The organism is Paenibacillus xylanilyticus (genome assembly GCF_013359935.1).
GTDB lineage: Bacteria > Bacillota > Bacilli > Paenibacillales > Paenibacillaceae > Paenibacillus > Paenibacillus xylanilyticus.
The window spans coordinates 1-14,613 of the sequence record NZ_JABMCB010000185.1; the positions used below are offsets into that span (position 1 = coordinate 1).

19 protein-coding genes are annotated in these 14,613 nt (G+C 46.1%); 18 read left to right on the forward strand and 1 reads right to left on the reverse strand.

Annotation, left to right across the window (positions count from 1 at the left end; translation table 11 throughout):
- On the forward strand, positions 1-96 hold the full coding sequence (locus HP552_RS14615) for an IS3 family transposase (RefSeq protein ID WP_376768939.1): 96 nt from the start codon (positions 1-3) through the stop codon (positions 94-96).
- Between the two features lie 141 nt (positions 97-237).
- Here the strand turns inward: HP552_RS14615 and HP552_RS14620 are convergent, their stop codons facing one another.
- Positions 238-804 carry a TraR/DksA C4-type zinc finger protein gene (locus HP552_RS14620; RefSeq protein WP_175396166.1) on the reverse strand — a complete coding sequence of 189 codons (567 nt, stop codon included), beginning with the start codon at positions 802-804 and terminating at the stop codon, positions 238-240.
- A gap of 249 nt (positions 805-1,053) precedes the next feature.
- Between HP552_RS14620 and HP552_RS14625 the strand changes: the two genes are divergently transcribed.
- The 17 genes from HP552_RS14625 (at position 1,054) to HP552_RS14705 (ending at position 14,521) form a co-directional block, all read left to right on the forward strand.
- Complete coding sequence (locus HP552_RS14625; RefSeq protein ID WP_175396167.1) at positions 1,054-1,431, forward strand: DivIVA domain-containing protein; 378 nt, start codon at positions 1,054-1,056, stop codon at positions 1,429-1,431.
- 40 nt (positions 1,432-1,471) lie between these two features.
- The gene (locus tag HP552_RS14630) at positions 1,472-1,906 is read left to right on the forward strand and encodes an Rrf2 family transcriptional regulator (protein WP_175396168.1); all 435 of its coding nucleotides are present in this window, start codon (positions 1,472-1,474) and stop codon (positions 1,904-1,906) included.
- 34 nt (positions 1,907-1,940) lie between these two features.
- Positions 1,941-2,438, forward strand: a complete 498-nt coding sequence (locus HP552_RS14635; RefSeq protein ID WP_175396169.1) for a metallophosphoesterase family protein — start codon at positions 1,941-1,943, stop codon at positions 2,436-2,438.
- A 261-nt stretch (positions 2,439-2,699) separates the two neighbouring features.
- Positions 2,700-3,590 (forward strand): sugar phosphate isomerase/epimerase family protein, encoded by an 891-nt coding sequence (locus HP552_RS14640; protein WP_175396170.1) that lies wholly within the window; start codon positions 2,700-2,702, stop codon positions 3,588-3,590.
- On the forward strand, positions 3,587-4,759 hold the full coding sequence (locus tag HP552_RS14645; protein WP_175396171.1) for a Gfo/Idh/MocA family protein: 1,173 nt from the start codon (positions 3,587-3,589) through the stop codon (positions 4,757-4,759). Before HP552_RS14640 ends, HP552_RS14645 begins: the two co-directional genes overlap by 4 nt.
- 60 nt (positions 4,760-4,819) lie before the next feature.
- Positions 4,820-5,902, forward strand: coding sequence for a Gfo/Idh/MocA family protein (locus tag HP552_RS14650; protein ID WP_175396395.1), 1,083 nt, complete (start codon positions 4,820-4,822; stop codon positions 5,900-5,902).
- Between the two features lie 350 nt (positions 5,903-6,252).
- A complete protein-coding gene (locus HP552_RS14655) occupies positions 6,253-6,504 on the forward strand; it encodes a hypothetical protein (RefSeq protein ID WP_175396172.1) in 252 nt (83 codons plus the stop codon).
- Positions 6,505-6,569: 65 nt separating this feature from the next.
- A complete protein-coding gene (locus HP552_RS14660; RefSeq protein WP_376768961.1) occupies positions 6,570-7,127 on the forward strand; it encodes a GNAT family N-acetyltransferase in 558 nt (185 codons plus the stop codon).
- Entirely contained in the window at positions 7,117-7,446 is a 330-nt protein-coding gene (locus HP552_RS14665; RefSeq protein WP_175396174.1) for a GNAT family N-acetyltransferase, read from the forward strand. The genes HP552_RS14660 and HP552_RS14665 overlap by 11 nt, the downstream gene beginning before the upstream one ends.
- A gap of 241 nt (positions 7,447-7,687) precedes the next feature.
- On the forward strand, positions 7,688-8,569 hold the full coding sequence (locus HP552_RS14670) for a methyltransferase domain-containing protein (protein WP_175396175.1): 882 nt from the start codon (positions 7,688-7,690) through the stop codon (positions 8,567-8,569).
- 18 nt (positions 8,570-8,587) lie between these two features.
- Positions 8,588-9,082 (forward strand): AAA family ATPase, encoded by a 495-nt coding sequence (locus HP552_RS14675; protein ID WP_175396176.1) that lies wholly within the window; start codon positions 8,588-8,590, stop codon positions 9,080-9,082.
- Between the two features lie 49 nt (positions 9,083-9,131).
- Positions 9,132-9,674 (forward strand): GNAT family N-acetyltransferase, encoded by a 543-nt coding sequence (locus tag HP552_RS14680; RefSeq protein ID WP_175396177.1) that lies wholly within the window; start codon positions 9,132-9,134, stop codon positions 9,672-9,674.
- 442 nt (positions 9,675-10,116) lie between these two features.
- Positions 10,117-11,037, forward strand: coding sequence for a phosphate/phosphite/phosphonate ABC transporter substrate-binding protein (locus HP552_RS14685; protein ID WP_312884294.1), 921 nt, complete (start codon positions 10,117-10,119; stop codon positions 11,035-11,037).
- A gap of 32 nt (positions 11,038-11,069) precedes the next feature.
- The gene (gene phnC, locus HP552_RS14690; protein ID WP_175396178.1) at positions 11,070-11,837 is read left to right on the forward strand and encodes a phosphonate ABC transporter ATP-binding protein; all 768 of its coding nucleotides are present in this window, start codon (positions 11,070-11,072) and stop codon (positions 11,835-11,837) included.
- Between the two features lies 1 nt (position 11,838).
- A complete protein-coding gene (phnE, locus tag HP552_RS14695) occupies positions 11,839-12,630 on the forward strand; it encodes a phosphonate ABC transporter, permease protein PhnE (protein ID WP_175396179.1) in 792 nt (263 codons plus the stop codon).
- Entirely contained in the window at positions 12,627-13,466 is an 840-nt protein-coding gene (gene phnE, locus HP552_RS14700) for a phosphonate ABC transporter, permease protein PhnE (protein ID WP_246310894.1), read from the forward strand. The genes phnE (HP552_RS14695) and phnE (HP552_RS14700) overlap by 4 nt, the downstream gene beginning before the upstream one ends.
- A gap of 50 nt (positions 13,467-13,516) precedes the next feature.
- Positions 13,517-14,521, forward strand: a complete 1,005-nt coding sequence (locus tag HP552_RS14705; RefSeq protein ID WP_175396180.1) for a tyrosine-protein phosphatase — start codon at positions 13,517-13,519, stop codon at positions 14,519-14,521.
- Positions 14,522-14,613 lie beyond the last annotated feature (92 nt).

The window sequence follows — 14,613 nt, forward strand, 5'->3', positions numbered from 1 at the left end:
GTGAGAGAATACATATTGTTTTACAACCAAAACCGATTTCAGAAAAAACTAAACGACCGTTCCCCGGTAGAATACCGGGAAACGGCCGCAGCTTAAATCTTGTCTTTTTTTGTACTGTCTACTTGACAGGGTTATGACCAGAAGGCGGCTTTTTGATGTGGATTGAGCGTTGATATCACGCTGTAGTGGTGATCATGACTTTCCTATTGGGAGAAAGGTAACGAACAGCGTACTAATCTACATGTTTTCATCATAATCTCTAACTTCACGTTTAGCTGCGGTAGCTGGCGAGTTAGATGTTCCATAATCTTCGACGGCTTCCCAGGCTTCAGCATGATCGAACTTTCCTGCGTTCCGCTGTCTGACTTCACCGGCACCGCTTGGCGGCATCGTCATGACCTCTTCTTCAACAGGGCGATCGTTGCTGAGGTCCCGGTTAGGTGTATCATCGATACAGTATGCCGTGTAGGGAATAGCCTGAAGTCTCTCAAACGGGATATCCTCTCCACAAGTAACACATGTCCCGTAGGTTCCTTGTTTCATTCGCTCCAAGGCGTCGTTCACCTGGTTAAACTCGTCTGTTAAAGTATCGTCGACAGCCAGGTCACGGCTGCGTTCGAACGTCTCCGTGCCCGCATCAGCCGGATGATTATCATAAGATGACAGCTCACCAGTGGAGTCTTTGAGGGACTCGGCAGGAGCTCCGTCTTCCATGTTGGATTCAAAATGGCGCTGCAGATTATCACGTTGCTCCAAAAGGGCGCTCTTGAGCTCCTGAAGTTGATCTTTGGTTAATGTACTCATAACGACATGCTCCTTTCCCGCATTGGGGTGTGTAGTCAGTCCTTACCCGATTTTGGCGGGAAACAATCATTTTGGTGAATTGAGTAGCGTTCGATTTTATATCTGGCCAATAATGTGTTATAAAAAATAGAGAGAGAAAATGCCGCGATTTCCTCGCGATGTCGTATAGAACCGCTCCGTTTTGGAGGCGGTCCCGGCTGCTTTTAACATACGTCGATAGACGTTTTTCTTATAATGGAGGTTGTCAAGATGGATGAACATATGAAACGAAGATTGGATAAACAGAGACAATTGTTTAAACAACTGGGCGTACAGCTCGATGCCTTATCAATTCATGAGAAACAATTCAATTATAAACTTCGCGGGTATGACCCTGATGAGGTCGATGCATATCTTGACTTGGTCATCAAGGATTACGAACGCTTCTATGCCAATATTGCGGATCTAATGGACAAATGGCAAGAGCAGCAGCTCACCATTCGGGATCTCAAGTCGACGGCTAAGCCGGTGGATGACCCCACAAAAATCGATCGCAAACAACTCGATGATATTGTGAAGCAGCTGGAATACAGTGTGCGGCAGCTGAAAATCAAGGCACGTCCCGAACAGGGACTTTTTCCTGAATAGATCGAGGCACCAGGATTATATAAAATAAAGGTGGTTAATCATGAGTACTCATTTTTCGGTCAGTGTGCATTGTTTGTTGTTGTTGTCCTCCAGCGCGCCTGAACGAATCACTTCTGCAATGATTGCAGGAAGCGTTAATACCAACCCTGTCGTTGTCAGACGTATTCTGGGTGGGCTAAAAAAGGCAGGTCTCGTCGACTCGTCTCCGGGAACCAGAGGTTTCTATCTGGCGAAGCCGGCTAGTGAAATTACTTTAGCCATGATCTATCAGGCTGCCAAGGATGAAGGACCGCTATTTCCGATTCATGGCAATTGCAACCCCAATTGTGACGTCGGTCTTCGCATAGACAGTCTTCTAACGAATCTGTACCAGGTAGCTGAGGCGAAAGTGGAACAATTTTTTGCATCCATTACACTCGAAGATATGGAGCGTTCCTGCTCACAGATCGAGGTTGTGCCTTCATCTGCTGAGTAATGTAATGGTTTAAAACAGGAAGGTGTGTATTGATATGAAAATAATCGTGATATCGGATACCCATTTGCCCAAAAGAGCAAAGCAGCTGCCAGAACCTCTGCTTCAAGTACTGCCGGAAGCCGACCTTATTCTGCATGCAGGTGACTGGTCGGATTGGAGTGTGTACAAGCTGCTGAGCGAGTATGCACCAGTTGCAGGAGTAGCAGGTAATACGGATCCGCCGGAGATCGAAAAAAAACTCGGGTTCTCCCGCATCGTCGAGGCAGACGGATTGCGTCTGGGGTTGGTGCATGGTCACCAGGGATCGAAATCGACCGAACAGAATGCCATTCACACATTTGCCGGCCAGCAGGTAGACGCGATTATATTCGGTCACTCGCACATTCCGTTGATGCATACCGTCAATGATGTGTTGGTATTCAATCCGGGATCGCCCACAGATCGGCGACGTCAGCCGCAATATTCGTTTGGAATCATGACGACCCACCTTGGGAAATTGCATGCTGAGCATGTATTTTTCGATCGAAAATAAAAACGGTGGTACTTCTATATAGCATCCCTAATCAGAATGATAATCTGATCAGGGGTGTTTTTTTGTTTATACTGTTTACGGGAAAAGGCATCATGACATCTTACTGAGCTGGCATAAACATTTATCCCTGAATGGGGAATATAGCCCCACGTTTATCTCTTATTCAGGTGTTGGAGTTGAACCCTATTTGTGCATTCACAGGAGTGGTACAATTCGTTTATCCATTAGATTTGAATACGTTTACATAAGGAGATGATTCGATTGAAACTGTCTGTATTCACCGTGGCAACACCGGACCTGACGGCAGAAGAACTGGCTGCTGCGGCAGCATCGGCAGGAATTGAAGGAGTGGAGTGGAGATTCCGTGGAAACCCAGAAGACGCCCTGTCGGAAGAGCCATCCTTCTGGAGGCATAATCGCAGTTCTATCGATCCGGCAAACTGGGAAGAACAGGTCCCTGTTTTTCGTGAAGCGGCTGCGAACCATGGAAGACGTTCCATTGCATTGGTACCGTATTTGAACTGCGGAGATCTTCAATCGACAGAGCAGGCGTTCATGGCAGCGGCTGATTTGGGCGCTTCCATGATGCGTGTAGGCGTGCCCGGCTATGACCGCAAAACGAGTTATCCGGAGCTGTACAGCCAAGCTGTGAAATATTTGACCGAAGTTCAGGATATGGCCAAACAGTACAACGTCAAAGCCGTTGTAGAGACGCATCATCTCACAATTGCACCGACTGCTTCACTGGCCTACCGTCTGGTGCAGTCGCTGGATGCCCAGCACGTAGGTGTGTTGTATGATCCGGGCAACATGGTACATGAAGGATATGAAAATTATCGTATGGGGCTGGAGCTATTGGGTCCTTACCTTGCCCATGTACATGTGAAGAATGCAGCTTGGTCCAAGGAGGAGCAGAACGGAGGGAATACGGGAAATTCGGTATCAGCGAAGTGGAGATGTCATTGGTCACCGCTGACAGAAGGAATCGTGGATTGGATGCAAGTATTCCGTGATCTGAAATCAGTGGGCTATGACGGATATTACGGTATAGAAGACTTTAGTGGAGAGTATGATTCGAAAGCGATGTTACAGCACTTTGCGGATGTGTTTGGCGAAATAGAGCGTCGTCTGGAAGAGGAGGTACGGGTATGAGTTTGATTCGAGTTGCCGTAATCGGGATTGGTAACATGGGCGCTGCACATGCCAGAACCCTTGTTGCCGGAGAAGTACCGGGAGCAGAGCTAGTCGCCGTATGTGATGTCAGAAAGGAAATGGAGAGCTGGGTAGCCGGCAACCTTCCTGCTTCAGTCATCTATTGGCAGGATGCCGAGCAGATGATGGCATCCGGAACAATTGATGCGGTCATTATTGCAACTCCGCATTATGACCATCCGGAACAGGCCATTCAGGCTTTTCAGCACGGTCTGCATGTCATGATCGAGAAACCTGCCGGCGTATATACCAAACAGGTGCGCAAGATGAATGAAGCTGCTGCAGCCAGCGGCAAAGTATTTTCCATGATGTACAATCAGCGGACCAATCCTCTGTATATCAAATTGAAAGATCTCATTGCTTCGGGTGAACTCGGCGAAGTACGCCGCACAAACTGGATTATTACGAATTGGTACCGATCCCAAAGCTATTACGATTCAGGCGGCTGGCGGGCGACCTGGGCAGGTGAAGGAGGCGGTGTGCTGATTAACCAGGACCCTCACCAACTGGACCTGTGGCAGTGGACCATCGGTATGATGCCTGTGCGGATGCGTGCGTTCTGTTCGTTTGGCAAGTACCGGAATATCGAAGTGGAAGACGATGTCACAGCTTATGTGGAATACGAAAACGGGGCAACAGGCGTATTTGTAACCACAACGGGTGAAGCTCCGGGCACCAACCGTTTCGAGGTCAACGGAGATCGCGGCAAAATTGTCATCGAAGATGGTAAATTGACGTTTTGGCGGCTTCGGGAATCCGAGCCTGAGTTCAATCAGAGGTTTACCGGAGGTTTTGGACAGCCGGAATGCTGGAAGTGTGAAGTTCCCATTACAGGGACAGAATCCGGGCATCCGGGGCTCATACGTAACTGGATTGATGCGATTCGGACCGGTGCCACGCTCATTGCACCAGGAGAAGAAGGCATACATGGCTTAACGTTGTCCAATGCGATGCTGCTCTCGACCTGGACGGACAACTGGGTGGATCTTCCCATTGATGAAGAGCTGTTTTATGAACATTTACAGGAACGGATTGCCGCTTCAAACACGAAAAAAGACAAGGATTACAGCAGCAGCCGGCCTGCGGATCTGACACAAACATTTAAGTAGGCATGTTTCACCAATTTACGATAGAAAAAGGAAGGTGGAGATAAGGTGGCTAAAGATGGCATGTTTTACGCACCCAAGAGTGTTAAAAAAGAGGTGATATGCGGTCCCGGTGAGTTCACCATTGCTGCTGTAGCGCTGGATCATGGGCACATCTATGGCATGGTTGGGGGATTGGTGGAGGCAGGAGCAACCCTCAAATGGGTATATGATCCGGATCCCGCCAAGGTAGAGGCGTTCCGCAAACAGTTTCCTCAGGCACAGGCCGCAGCTTCAGAAGCACAGGTGCTGGCAGATGATCAGGTGCAGCTGGTGGCCGGAGCAGCCATTACGTCGGAACGCGCGCCGCTTGGCATGAGAGTTTTGGCCTCGGGAAAGGATTATTTTACGGACAAAGCCCCATTTACCACACTGGATCAATTAACCCGTGCCAGGGAAGAGGTTAAACGGACCGGGAAGAAATACATGGTCTATTATAGTGAGCGTCTGCATGTGGAAAGTGCGATCTATGCCGGTCAGTTGATTGAGCAGGGAGCCATTGGTAAGGTTGTACAGGTCATGGGCACAGGGCCGCATCGTTTGAATGCACCAGGACGACCAGAATGGTTTTTCCAGCATGAAAAATATGGCGGCATTCTCTGCGATATCGGAAGTCATCAGATCGAACAGTTTCTCACGTTTGCTTCGTGCACGGATGCGGAGGTGGCGTTCAGTCGGGTACATAACTTCCATCATCCACAGTTCCCTGAACTCGAGGACTTTGGCGAAGCATCCCTCATTGGCAACAATGGTGCCTCCGGCTACTTCCGGGTGGATTGGTTCACACCGGATGGTCTAGGGACATGGGGAGATGGGCGTACTGTAATTCTGGGAACCGATGGATACATTGAATTGCGGAAATATATTGATGTGGCGAGAGAGCCTGTAGGAGATCAGGTCTATCTGGTCAACCATGAAGGCGAATACCGTTACAGCGTAAAAGGAAAGGTTGGTTATCCGTTCTTCGGGGATCTCATTCGTGATTGTCTGGAACGGACGGAAAAAGCAATGACACAGGAGCATGCCTTCAAGGCGGCCGAACTTTGTCTGATTGCGCAGCATAAAGCCATGAGCGAAAGAGTGGTCTGGAGCAGCGGCGCGAAGTAAAGCGGTATTTTAAATAAAATGATAGAGTGTTAGACATGTAGGATGTTGAGGGAGAGGCGACCTGTGAGCGGGTTGCCTTTTTCCGTTGAATCTCTTCGCAAATGGCATTATATGGGTTATTATGGATGAAGTTGATGTGCTGTTAAAATTAATATGTGGAAATGAATTTACATAGATTGGGTGTTTATTTTTAAGATAGAAGATTCGTTAATAAACCGCTATAGGGGGGATTTAAATGAAGTTTATCGTTTCTGCTAGTGTGATCGTTCTTAATGAGTCCAATGAAATTTTACTTATGAATGCCAAGATGCATCCCTTCTTAAATGAATTTTCGGAATAGGAGAATGCCCATGAATAATACGAATAAGATTTTGGGTTCAGCTTTGATGCTGGGAAGTGTATGTATTGCAACCATGGAGAGAATTTCAGTAAGAATATCCGCAGCCATTGTGGAAGCGGGATATGCTTCAGGTGGGAACGCAAGAGAAATGGTTTCCCTGAATGACAACGGTCCGGGATTGCTCGTATACTTCTTATTTTTTGTAGGATTTATACTGCTGGTTTCCGGATTTCCGGGGAGTATCAGCAGAAAGCAAAGGTAGGGAAATGACCTGAATTGTTGCATAGATATTTCAGAACTGAGAAGAGGAGTTAACGCTGTATGATCATTAGTGAAACAAATGTACTAAATAATAAGGTTCAAATCAGAGAAATAGAGGATAGAGATTTACCTGTATTATATGAGTTGATATACGGTGAAAAACAACCGGAATGGAAGAAGTGGGACGCTCCATACTTTCCATTAGAGCATGTGAGTTTTACTTTATTTGAAGAACATATGAGCAAACACATGAGAGGAGACGATGAGCCAGCTAACAGAATGATCATTGAAGTGAATGACGAAATGATTGGAACAGTGAATTATTATTGGGAACATAAACCGTCCAATTGGCTGGAGATTGGGATTGTAATATACAAGCCCCCGTATTGGAATGGTGGATATGGAACAGCAGCATTAAAGTTGTGGATCGAATATTTGTTCAACAAGATTCCACTTGTCCGAATAGGATTAACGACATGGTCAGGAAATGAAAGAATGATGAAGGTTGGAGAGAAATTAGGCATGCAGGTGGAAGGAAGACTTCGAAAATGCCGCCTATACAATGATCAATACTATGACTCGATTCGCATGGGAATATTGAGAGAAGAATGGGATGCAAAATAAAAGATCTGATGAAACCATTGAGAAGTCTATCGCCTCTTCAACATGTTATGGGATTTATCAAGCAGACATTCAAGTTGGATTTGCGAGGGTTGTTACAGATGATGCGACGATGTATTGGCTTTGTGATGTTTTTATTCATGAGGAGTGCAGGGGACAGGGACTTGGCAAGAAACTAATTGAAGTAATAACGCAATTGGATCGTTTCAGAGATTTAATGGGGCTACTCGGGACGTTAGATGCACATGAACTATACGAGCAGTACCAATTTAATCGAAACAGTGATCGATTCATGATAAGACTTCCAGATAGTTCGAGGTAAAGGTGAAGAATGATAAAAACGAAAATAAATATACACACGTTAACGGAGAGGCAGAACCAATCTGGAGAAGCGAAGCGTGCGCCTTTATCACCGGATTTTCCCCTTAGATAAGGGAATCAGAAAATCAGGGGATAACAGCGATCGGAAGATGGTACTGCACTCGCAGTGGCCTTGTGTGTTTGATTAATACGGTTTTTATACAAGGGTACTATAAATTACATACCAAAGGGAGCATGAGATCATGTCTGAATACTACTGGGACAACAAAATCGAATATCTGAGGAATACGCGCGGGCTGTATTATAATGATGATTATCTTCAATTTCTTGTACAGAGTGTATGGAAAATCACCAAACCTGTAAGCGTTCTTGACTATGGTTGTGGATTCGGTTATCTCGGTCTTAAACTCCTTCCGTTGCTGCCTCCAGGTTCGAGCTATACGGGATTGGACAAGGGAGATGAATTGATAAACGAAGCAAAGGAGACTTTCGCTAATCTTCCCTTTCAGACTGAATTTATATCATGTGATATTGAAAATGCGTATATTGAACAGAAGTATGACATTGCCGTGAGTCATGCTTTTTTATTACATATGGATAACTCGGTGACCATCCTGCAGAAAATGATGGAAAGTGTTAAGGATCAAGGAAAAGTGATCTGTTTTGAACCTCATTGGATTGGTAATATGGCGAACTGTCATTTGGAAGGTACGGAACAAAGTGAATTGATTAAGTTAGGAGTTCTGCAAAAATTATTTGAGAACGACTACAGACGTACGGGGAAGGATGGAAACATTGGCATGCGGCTGCCTATCCTCATGAGCCAATTGGGATTAACTGATGTGGAAAGCCGAATGAGTGATAAAGTTAACTTTTTTGATCAAAACATGGATATGGAAAGCAAGAACGTTTTATATGATTCACTGAGAGAAGAAGGGATCGGTCAGGAGCCAGGTGATCCAGTAGAGATAATGGACAGCTTATTAACGAGAGAATTACAGCCAGAAGAAGCAAGAGAGCAGTATGAAGCTGAACTCATGTTTTCCAAGAAATTTAAGCGTGAATCCTGGTTGTCTTATGCACCCAGTATGAAGATTTCATTCGGAACGGTTCAGAGAGCGTAGTTTTTAGGAGAGATATCATTGAAAAAGATCTTAATCCTTGGTATTGTGGCAAGCGGCAAAACGACATTGGCCAGGGAATTATCTCAAAAATTAAATATACCGTGGTATGAGCTGGATACTATAGTTCATCACGACACACCTCATGGAAGAAATAAACGCACACCAGATGAACAAGTTACGGTGATTAAGGACATTGACCGTTCGGGCCCATGGATATTTGAAGGGACAGATCGAGAATCTTACCGATGCTTATGGGATATGGCAGATACGATCATCTTCCTGGATACACCTTTGCGAAAACGGAAAATCCGAATTTTTCTGCGATTTATCAAACAAAATTTGGGGCTGGAAAAGAGTCATTACAAATCAGACTGGCAAATGTTAAAAATGATGTATGCGTGGACACGGGATTTCGAGAGAAATCGAGTGGATTTTGAAAAAAGGTTACAACACTATGATCAGAAACTTATGATCTTAACGGATAATAAAAAAATTGAAGTACTCCTGTCTTGATTATCATAAAGATCAAACGGAACGAAATTATCGAAAAGGGCGGAATACCATGCAGTATGATGACATTCAACAAACGTTGACTACGGAAAGGCTATGCCTGAGATTGTTTGATGAGTCCGATGCTGCCACCGTCACTGAGCTGTGCAACAACTACAATATTTATAAAAGCACACTTACCCTGCCTTATCCATACTCGGTGGATTGTGCCTTGTCCTGGATTCAGCAGCATCGTCATAACTTTGATACGGATAAACATTATGAATTTGCGATTTGTGATAGAGCAACAGGAGAAATATATGGTGCGATAGCCTTATCTAATGATCAATGGTACGATCATGGCGAAATCGCTTATTGGGTTGGTGAACCATTTTGGGGGAAAGGGTATGCGACAGAAGCTTCGGAAGCCCTGTTGGACTTTGCTTTCCACGTAAAAAAATATCATAAAGTATACGCAAGACACTTTGCTTCGAATCCGGCATCTGGACAAGTTCTTCGAAAAATAGGCATGATACAGGAAGGTATTTTAAGGGACCATGTGAGGAAAGAGAGTCACTATGAAGATTTAATCTATTATGGAATTGTAAAAAGATAAAAGGTATTCAAAAACAAAATATAAACTTCATGATAATGCGAAAAATCAACTTTCCTCAGCATCAAACCTACAAACCAAAAGCCAACGTTATGGTAAACCTTAATCCATTTGAACAAGCAGAAAATGAATACTATAAATCGTTTAAAGTACATTTTCTGCTTCCTTTTTTGAAAATAAGCATAGGCTACGGCTATAAAACTCTCCCCCATAAGAAAGAAGCTCAGTGATTTTCCTCAGTACTTGAACAAGTGTTATCCTCCCAAAAAAATATAATACAACCTACATTTTGGTATATTTATACATGTTTATGGTTACTAATTCCCTTAAAGGTTTTACAAAATTGGTGATCTTCCAAATCATTCTTCTTACATTCAACTTGTATCCTACTTGTGTACCAGAGAGTCTGGTATGGACTCGACCAAATTTCAGGAGGGTATACATTGTGAAAAATAGTAGACGCAAAAATTATCAAAGTTTGATCTTCTTGCTTGTATTTATGCTTGTCATCCTATCCGGATGCGGAGCCTCCGCAAGTTCAAGCTCCAGTGAGGGCGGAATGCCGGAAGTGATCCGAATCGGTATTATGCCAAGTGAAGAGGGCGAGATGAACCGTTCTCAGGAACAGCTTGCAGCAGACATTACAGAAGCAACTGGCATCCCTGCTGAAATTTTTGTAGCCGAAGATTATAACATGGTTATCGAGGCCCTGCGTGCAGGCAAAATTGAAATTGGACTTATCGGTCCCTTTGGATACATCATCGCTACCGAACGAGCAGATGCAAAACTGCTTGTCCGTTCTGAAAGTGATCAACAATCGAATACCGTAATCCTTGTCCGTAATGACTCTCCTTATCAAAGTGTAGAAGATCTGAAAGGAAAAGACTTTTTGTTTGCCGATCCGGCATCCACATCAGGAAACCTGTATCCGCGTGCCACATTGATGAAAGAGCTTGGCCTTACAAATGAGGAACTGGATTCCTTTTTCGGCAGCGTAGCGTTCTCCGGTGGACATGACAAATCGCTGCTTGCGCTGGCAAACGGCAATGCGGATGCGATCGGAACGTCAAGCCTCATGGTGCCGATGATGGCAGAATCAGGACTTGTAAAAGAGGAAGATTTCCGTGTCATTGCCGAATCGGATCCTATCGTTGGCGGAGCCCCATTGCTCTATCGCCAAGACTTGCCAGAGGAACTGGTCACACAACTGCGTGAACTGATGCTGGAGTACGATACGAAAAATCCAAAGTTTCTGGAAAGTGTCGGTGCAGCCCGTTTTGTAGAAGGCAGTGACAGTGACTTCGATCCAATTCGTCAAGTCGCCAAGGATCTGGACATGTCTCCTGAGGAGCTGCTGAGCAAATAAGGTTAAGCAACAAAGATGAGGAGGATTTTAATATGACACTATTGCAAGTGGAAGGATTATCCAAGGTGTATCCGGATGGGACCAAGGCGCTGGATAACTTGGATCTGCAGATCAATCCGGGAGAGTTCGTTGTTGTCATTGGACCGAGTGGCGCGGGGAAGAGCACCCTGCTGCGCAGCCTGAACCGCATGATCGAGCCGACAAAAGGAAAGATTCGGTTTAAAGGCAGCGAAACCATGGGCATCAAAGGCAAAAAGCTCCGCGAATTGCGCCGCCATATGGGAATGATCTTTCAGGGATATAATCTGGTCACCCGCGTGTCTGTACTTCATAACGTGCTTCACGGCCGGTTAGGTTACATGAATGCATTTAAGGGAGCGCTGGGCCTCTACTCTAAGGAAGATACGGAAGCTGCAAAGGGAATGCTGCATCGTGTTGGTTTGCATGAGCAAATGTACAAGCGGGCAGATGAACTCAGCGGAGGCCAGCAGCAGAGGGTAGGTATTGCGCGAGCGCTCTCCCAAAAGCCGGATTTGATTTTGGCGGATGAACCCATCGCGAGTCTGGACCCTGCTTCCTCGGAGACGATCATGCATTATTTGTATACGATTTGTAAAGAGGAAGGCATTGCCTGCCTGTGCAATCTGCATCAGGTAGATATCGCGAAGAAATATGCGACCCGTATCATCGGCATCCATAAAGGATCCAAGGTATTTGACGGAACACCTGAAGAGCTTACGGACGACATGATCCGGCTAATCTACAACCAGGTTAATCCCAAAGTGAAGGAGACGGCCTGACATGAATGCGGCACAGTTGCAGTCTGCCCGAAAAATGAAACGGGCGCAGACGATATTGTTCTTTATCGTGCTGGTTGCTCTCATCATCTGGTCTTCGATCGGGGCGGAATTTTCATTTGGAGCTTTGTTCACTGGGGTAGGCGAAAGCTTCCGGTTTATCTTTGTTGACTTCCTTCCGCCTGATTTTTCAACGCTTTCCCAACTCATTGAACCTGCCTTGCAGACACTTTATATGAGTGTGGTAGCAATGGTAATTGGGTCAGTAATAGCCGGACTGCTATCCTTTCTGGCCGCGGCCACCACAAGTCCGCATCCTTACCTGCAGGTATTTGTCCGGGCTGCGACTTCACTGTTTCGGAACATTCCCGTTATCATCTGGACCATTCTCCTGGTTGCAGCGTTCGGACTGGGGGCTGTAGTCGGTACGATGTCGCTGATCTTGATTTCGATCGGTATGCTTACACGTTCCTTTGCCGAGGTATTAGAAGAGATTGACATGGGGCAGGTAGAAGCCGTGCGTGCTGCTGGCGGGAGTTATCTGCAAGTGTTGTCCCAAGCCGTTTTTCCACAATTCTTACCCGGGTTTATCGGCTGGAGCTTGTACAACTTTGAAATTAACGTACGCGCCTCCACGATTGTGGGGATGGTTGGAGGCGGAGGCCTCGGATTTATTTTGCAATCGAAATTGAAGCTGTTTCAGTATCAGGAAGCCAGCATGGCCGTTCTGCTTGTGCTCGTTATCGTTCTCATTGTAGAAACGATTACCAATCGCGTAAGGGAGCGAATCATATGAGTATGCCGGTGAACGAAGCGAAACCGTCCTTGACGTTGTATACTTCCATGCCAGAGCCACCTAAACCGAACAAGAGCAAGCTGCTGATTGTCGGTCTGCCGCTTATTGCCGTGCTGTTTGTGTTCAGTCTCGTTCAGCTTCAGTTTGACTATGCCAAGATTATGCAAGGCTTTACCAAGCTTGGCGGCTACATGGGGGCCATGTTTCCTCCTGATTTCTCGGACTGGCAGCATGTTCTGCTGGCTGCTGTTGAGTCGCTGCAAGTTGCTATTCTCGGATCGGTACTGGGTATTGTGGTGGCGTTCTTTCTTTCCTTTCTGGCAGCAAGTAATTTGACACCTCATCCATTTGTCGCCTGGATCATCCAAAGTGCTGCTTCCTTGCTTCGTGCGATTCCTACCATTGTATGGGCCCTCATCTTCATCGTGTCCGTCGGACTTGGGCCGCTCCCTGGTGTGCTCGCGATTGCCGTTTCTGCGGCAGGCATGCTCGTCAAAGTATTCGCGCAGTCGCTTGAAGAGATCGACAAAGGTGTACTTGAAGCGATGCGGTCTACCGGTGCCAGCTGGCTGCAGATTGTCATGCAGGGCATTTTGCCAACAGTAAAAACAGCCTTTATTGCCTGGTGCGTGCTGCAGCTGGAAGGCGGTATCGCTGAATCTACCATTCTTGGCGCGGTTGGCGCGGGGGGGATTGGATTTGAATTGACCCATGCAATGAAATCATACAACTTTGCAGCCGCTTTGTTTGTCGGATTGGTCGTTTTCATCATGGTATTCAGCGTTGAGTTTGTGGCAAACCGATACAAAATGAAGCTAAAAACACGTCAGAACTAAATAATCGAACATCCATACAGAAGTAAGACCAATTTGAGGAGGAGTTATCCATGTCAACATCTAAGCCACTTTTGAAGCAAGGACCACTAGTACAGGCGAAATACAGTGAAAATAACGGGATTACGCTTGCCTGGAATATGACAGAGGACATAGAAGCAGAGGCCATCTATCATTCCATCCTGCCAGAATTCGATGAACTCAGCAGCACGCTGCTGGAGGTGCGAATCGATCCTATAGGGTCAGCGTTTACGAGAACGCTGTCTCCTGGCCGCAACTTTTATCACGTGAAATTTAAGGATGGTTCGGTATCTACCATTAACGATCGTATGATTTACACAGATGGCGTAATCAATTTCCGGGATATGGGCGGTTACCTCACAGAAGATGGCCGGACGACCCGCTGGGGGATGCTGCTGCGATCGGCTGATCTTCATGAGCTCAGTGAGCAGGACCTGCTAACGGCCGATGCCCTCGGCATTGACTGGATTTGTGATTTGCGCAGCGAGTTTGAAGTAGCCAGCCGTCCAAGCCCTGCCATCGGTAAAGCGATCAACACAAATATCCCATTTATGGCGGAAGCAAATCCGGAGGAGATGCAAAAGATTGGACATGATCTGCATGCAGGCTACAAAGCCATGATCTTAAATACCGACAAATGTGCACTCATTCTGCATGAACTATTAAAAGAAGACCGGGACACTTCACTATTCCACTGCGCCGCAGGTAAAGATCGGACCGGAGTTGTATGTGCATTGATCCTTCTCACCTTGGGCGTGCCACGGGATGTGGTCATTGAGGATTACGAGCTGACGAATCTCGCGGTAGACGGACTCATGCAGCGTTTCCTCTCAGGCAGCAATAAAGATTACAAAGCATACATGGACCAAATGCCGGATATACAGGGAGCGATTCCGGAAATGATGAAAGCTGCCTTTATACAGGCTGCACTTGAAGCAATCGACGAAAACTATGGATCATTCGAGTTGTACCTTACAGAGGGGCTTGGCATTAACGAAGAGCAACGTACAGCACTTCAAAACAAATATCTGATTTAGAAAATGGAGTCCGGACGCTGGGATACAGTGTTGGACTCTTTCTTTCCCTCGGCTTGGTTGCGTAACTTCTTCTAAGACTGGTAATATAGGGT

Excerpts from the sequence above, each read along its gene's own strand:
- HP552_RS14620 (WP_175396166.1), bottom strand. The coding sequence starts at position 804 with ATGAGTACATTAACCAAAGATCAACTTCAGGAGCTCAAGAGCGCCCTT.
- HP552_RS14625 (WP_175396167.1), top strand. The coding sequence starts at position 1,054 with ATGGATGAACATATGAAACGAAGATTGGATAAACAGAGACAATTGTTT.
- HP552_RS14630 (WP_175396168.1), top strand. The coding sequence starts at position 1,472 with ATGAGTACTCATTTTTCGGTCAGTGTGCATTGTTTGTTGTTGTTGTCC.
- HP552_RS14635 (WP_175396169.1), top strand. The coding sequence starts at position 1,941 with ATGAAAATAATCGTGATATCGGATACCCATTTGCCCAAAAGAGCAAAG.
- HP552_RS14645 (WP_175396171.1), top strand. The coding sequence starts at position 3,587 with ATGAGTTTGATTCGAGTTGCCGTAATCGGGATTGGTAACATGGGCGCT.
- HP552_RS14650 (WP_175396395.1), top strand. The coding sequence starts at position 4,820 with ATGTTTTACGCACCCAAGAGTGTTAAAAAAGAGGTGATATGCGGTCCC.
- HP552_RS14655 (WP_175396172.1), top strand. The coding sequence starts at position 6,253 with ATGAATAATACGAATAAGATTTTGGGTTCAGCTTTGATGCTGGGAAGT.
- HP552_RS14665 (WP_175396174.1), top strand. The coding sequence starts at position 7,117 with ATGCAAAATAAAAGATCTGATGAAACCATTGAGAAGTCTATCGCCTCT.
- HP552_RS14670 (WP_175396175.1), top strand. The coding sequence starts at position 7,688 with ATGTCTGAATACTACTGGGACAACAAAATCGAATATCTGAGGAATACG.
- HP552_RS14680 (WP_175396177.1), top strand. The coding sequence starts at position 9,132 with ATGCAGTATGATGACATTCAACAAACGTTGACTACGGAAAGGCTATGC.
- phnC (WP_175396178.1), top strand. The coding sequence starts at position 11,070 with ATGACACTATTGCAAGTGGAAGGATTATCCAAGGTGTATCCGGATGGG.
- phnE (WP_175396179.1), top strand. The coding sequence starts at position 11,839 with ATGAATGCGGCACAGTTGCAGTCTGCCCGAAAAATGAAACGGGCGCAG.
- phnE (WP_246310894.1), top strand. The coding sequence starts at position 12,627 with ATGAGTATGCCGGTGAACGAAGCGAAACCGTCCTTGACGTTGTATACT.
- HP552_RS14705 (WP_175396180.1), top strand. The coding sequence starts at position 13,517 with ATGTCAACATCTAAGCCACTTTTGAAGCAAGGACCACTAGTACAGGCG.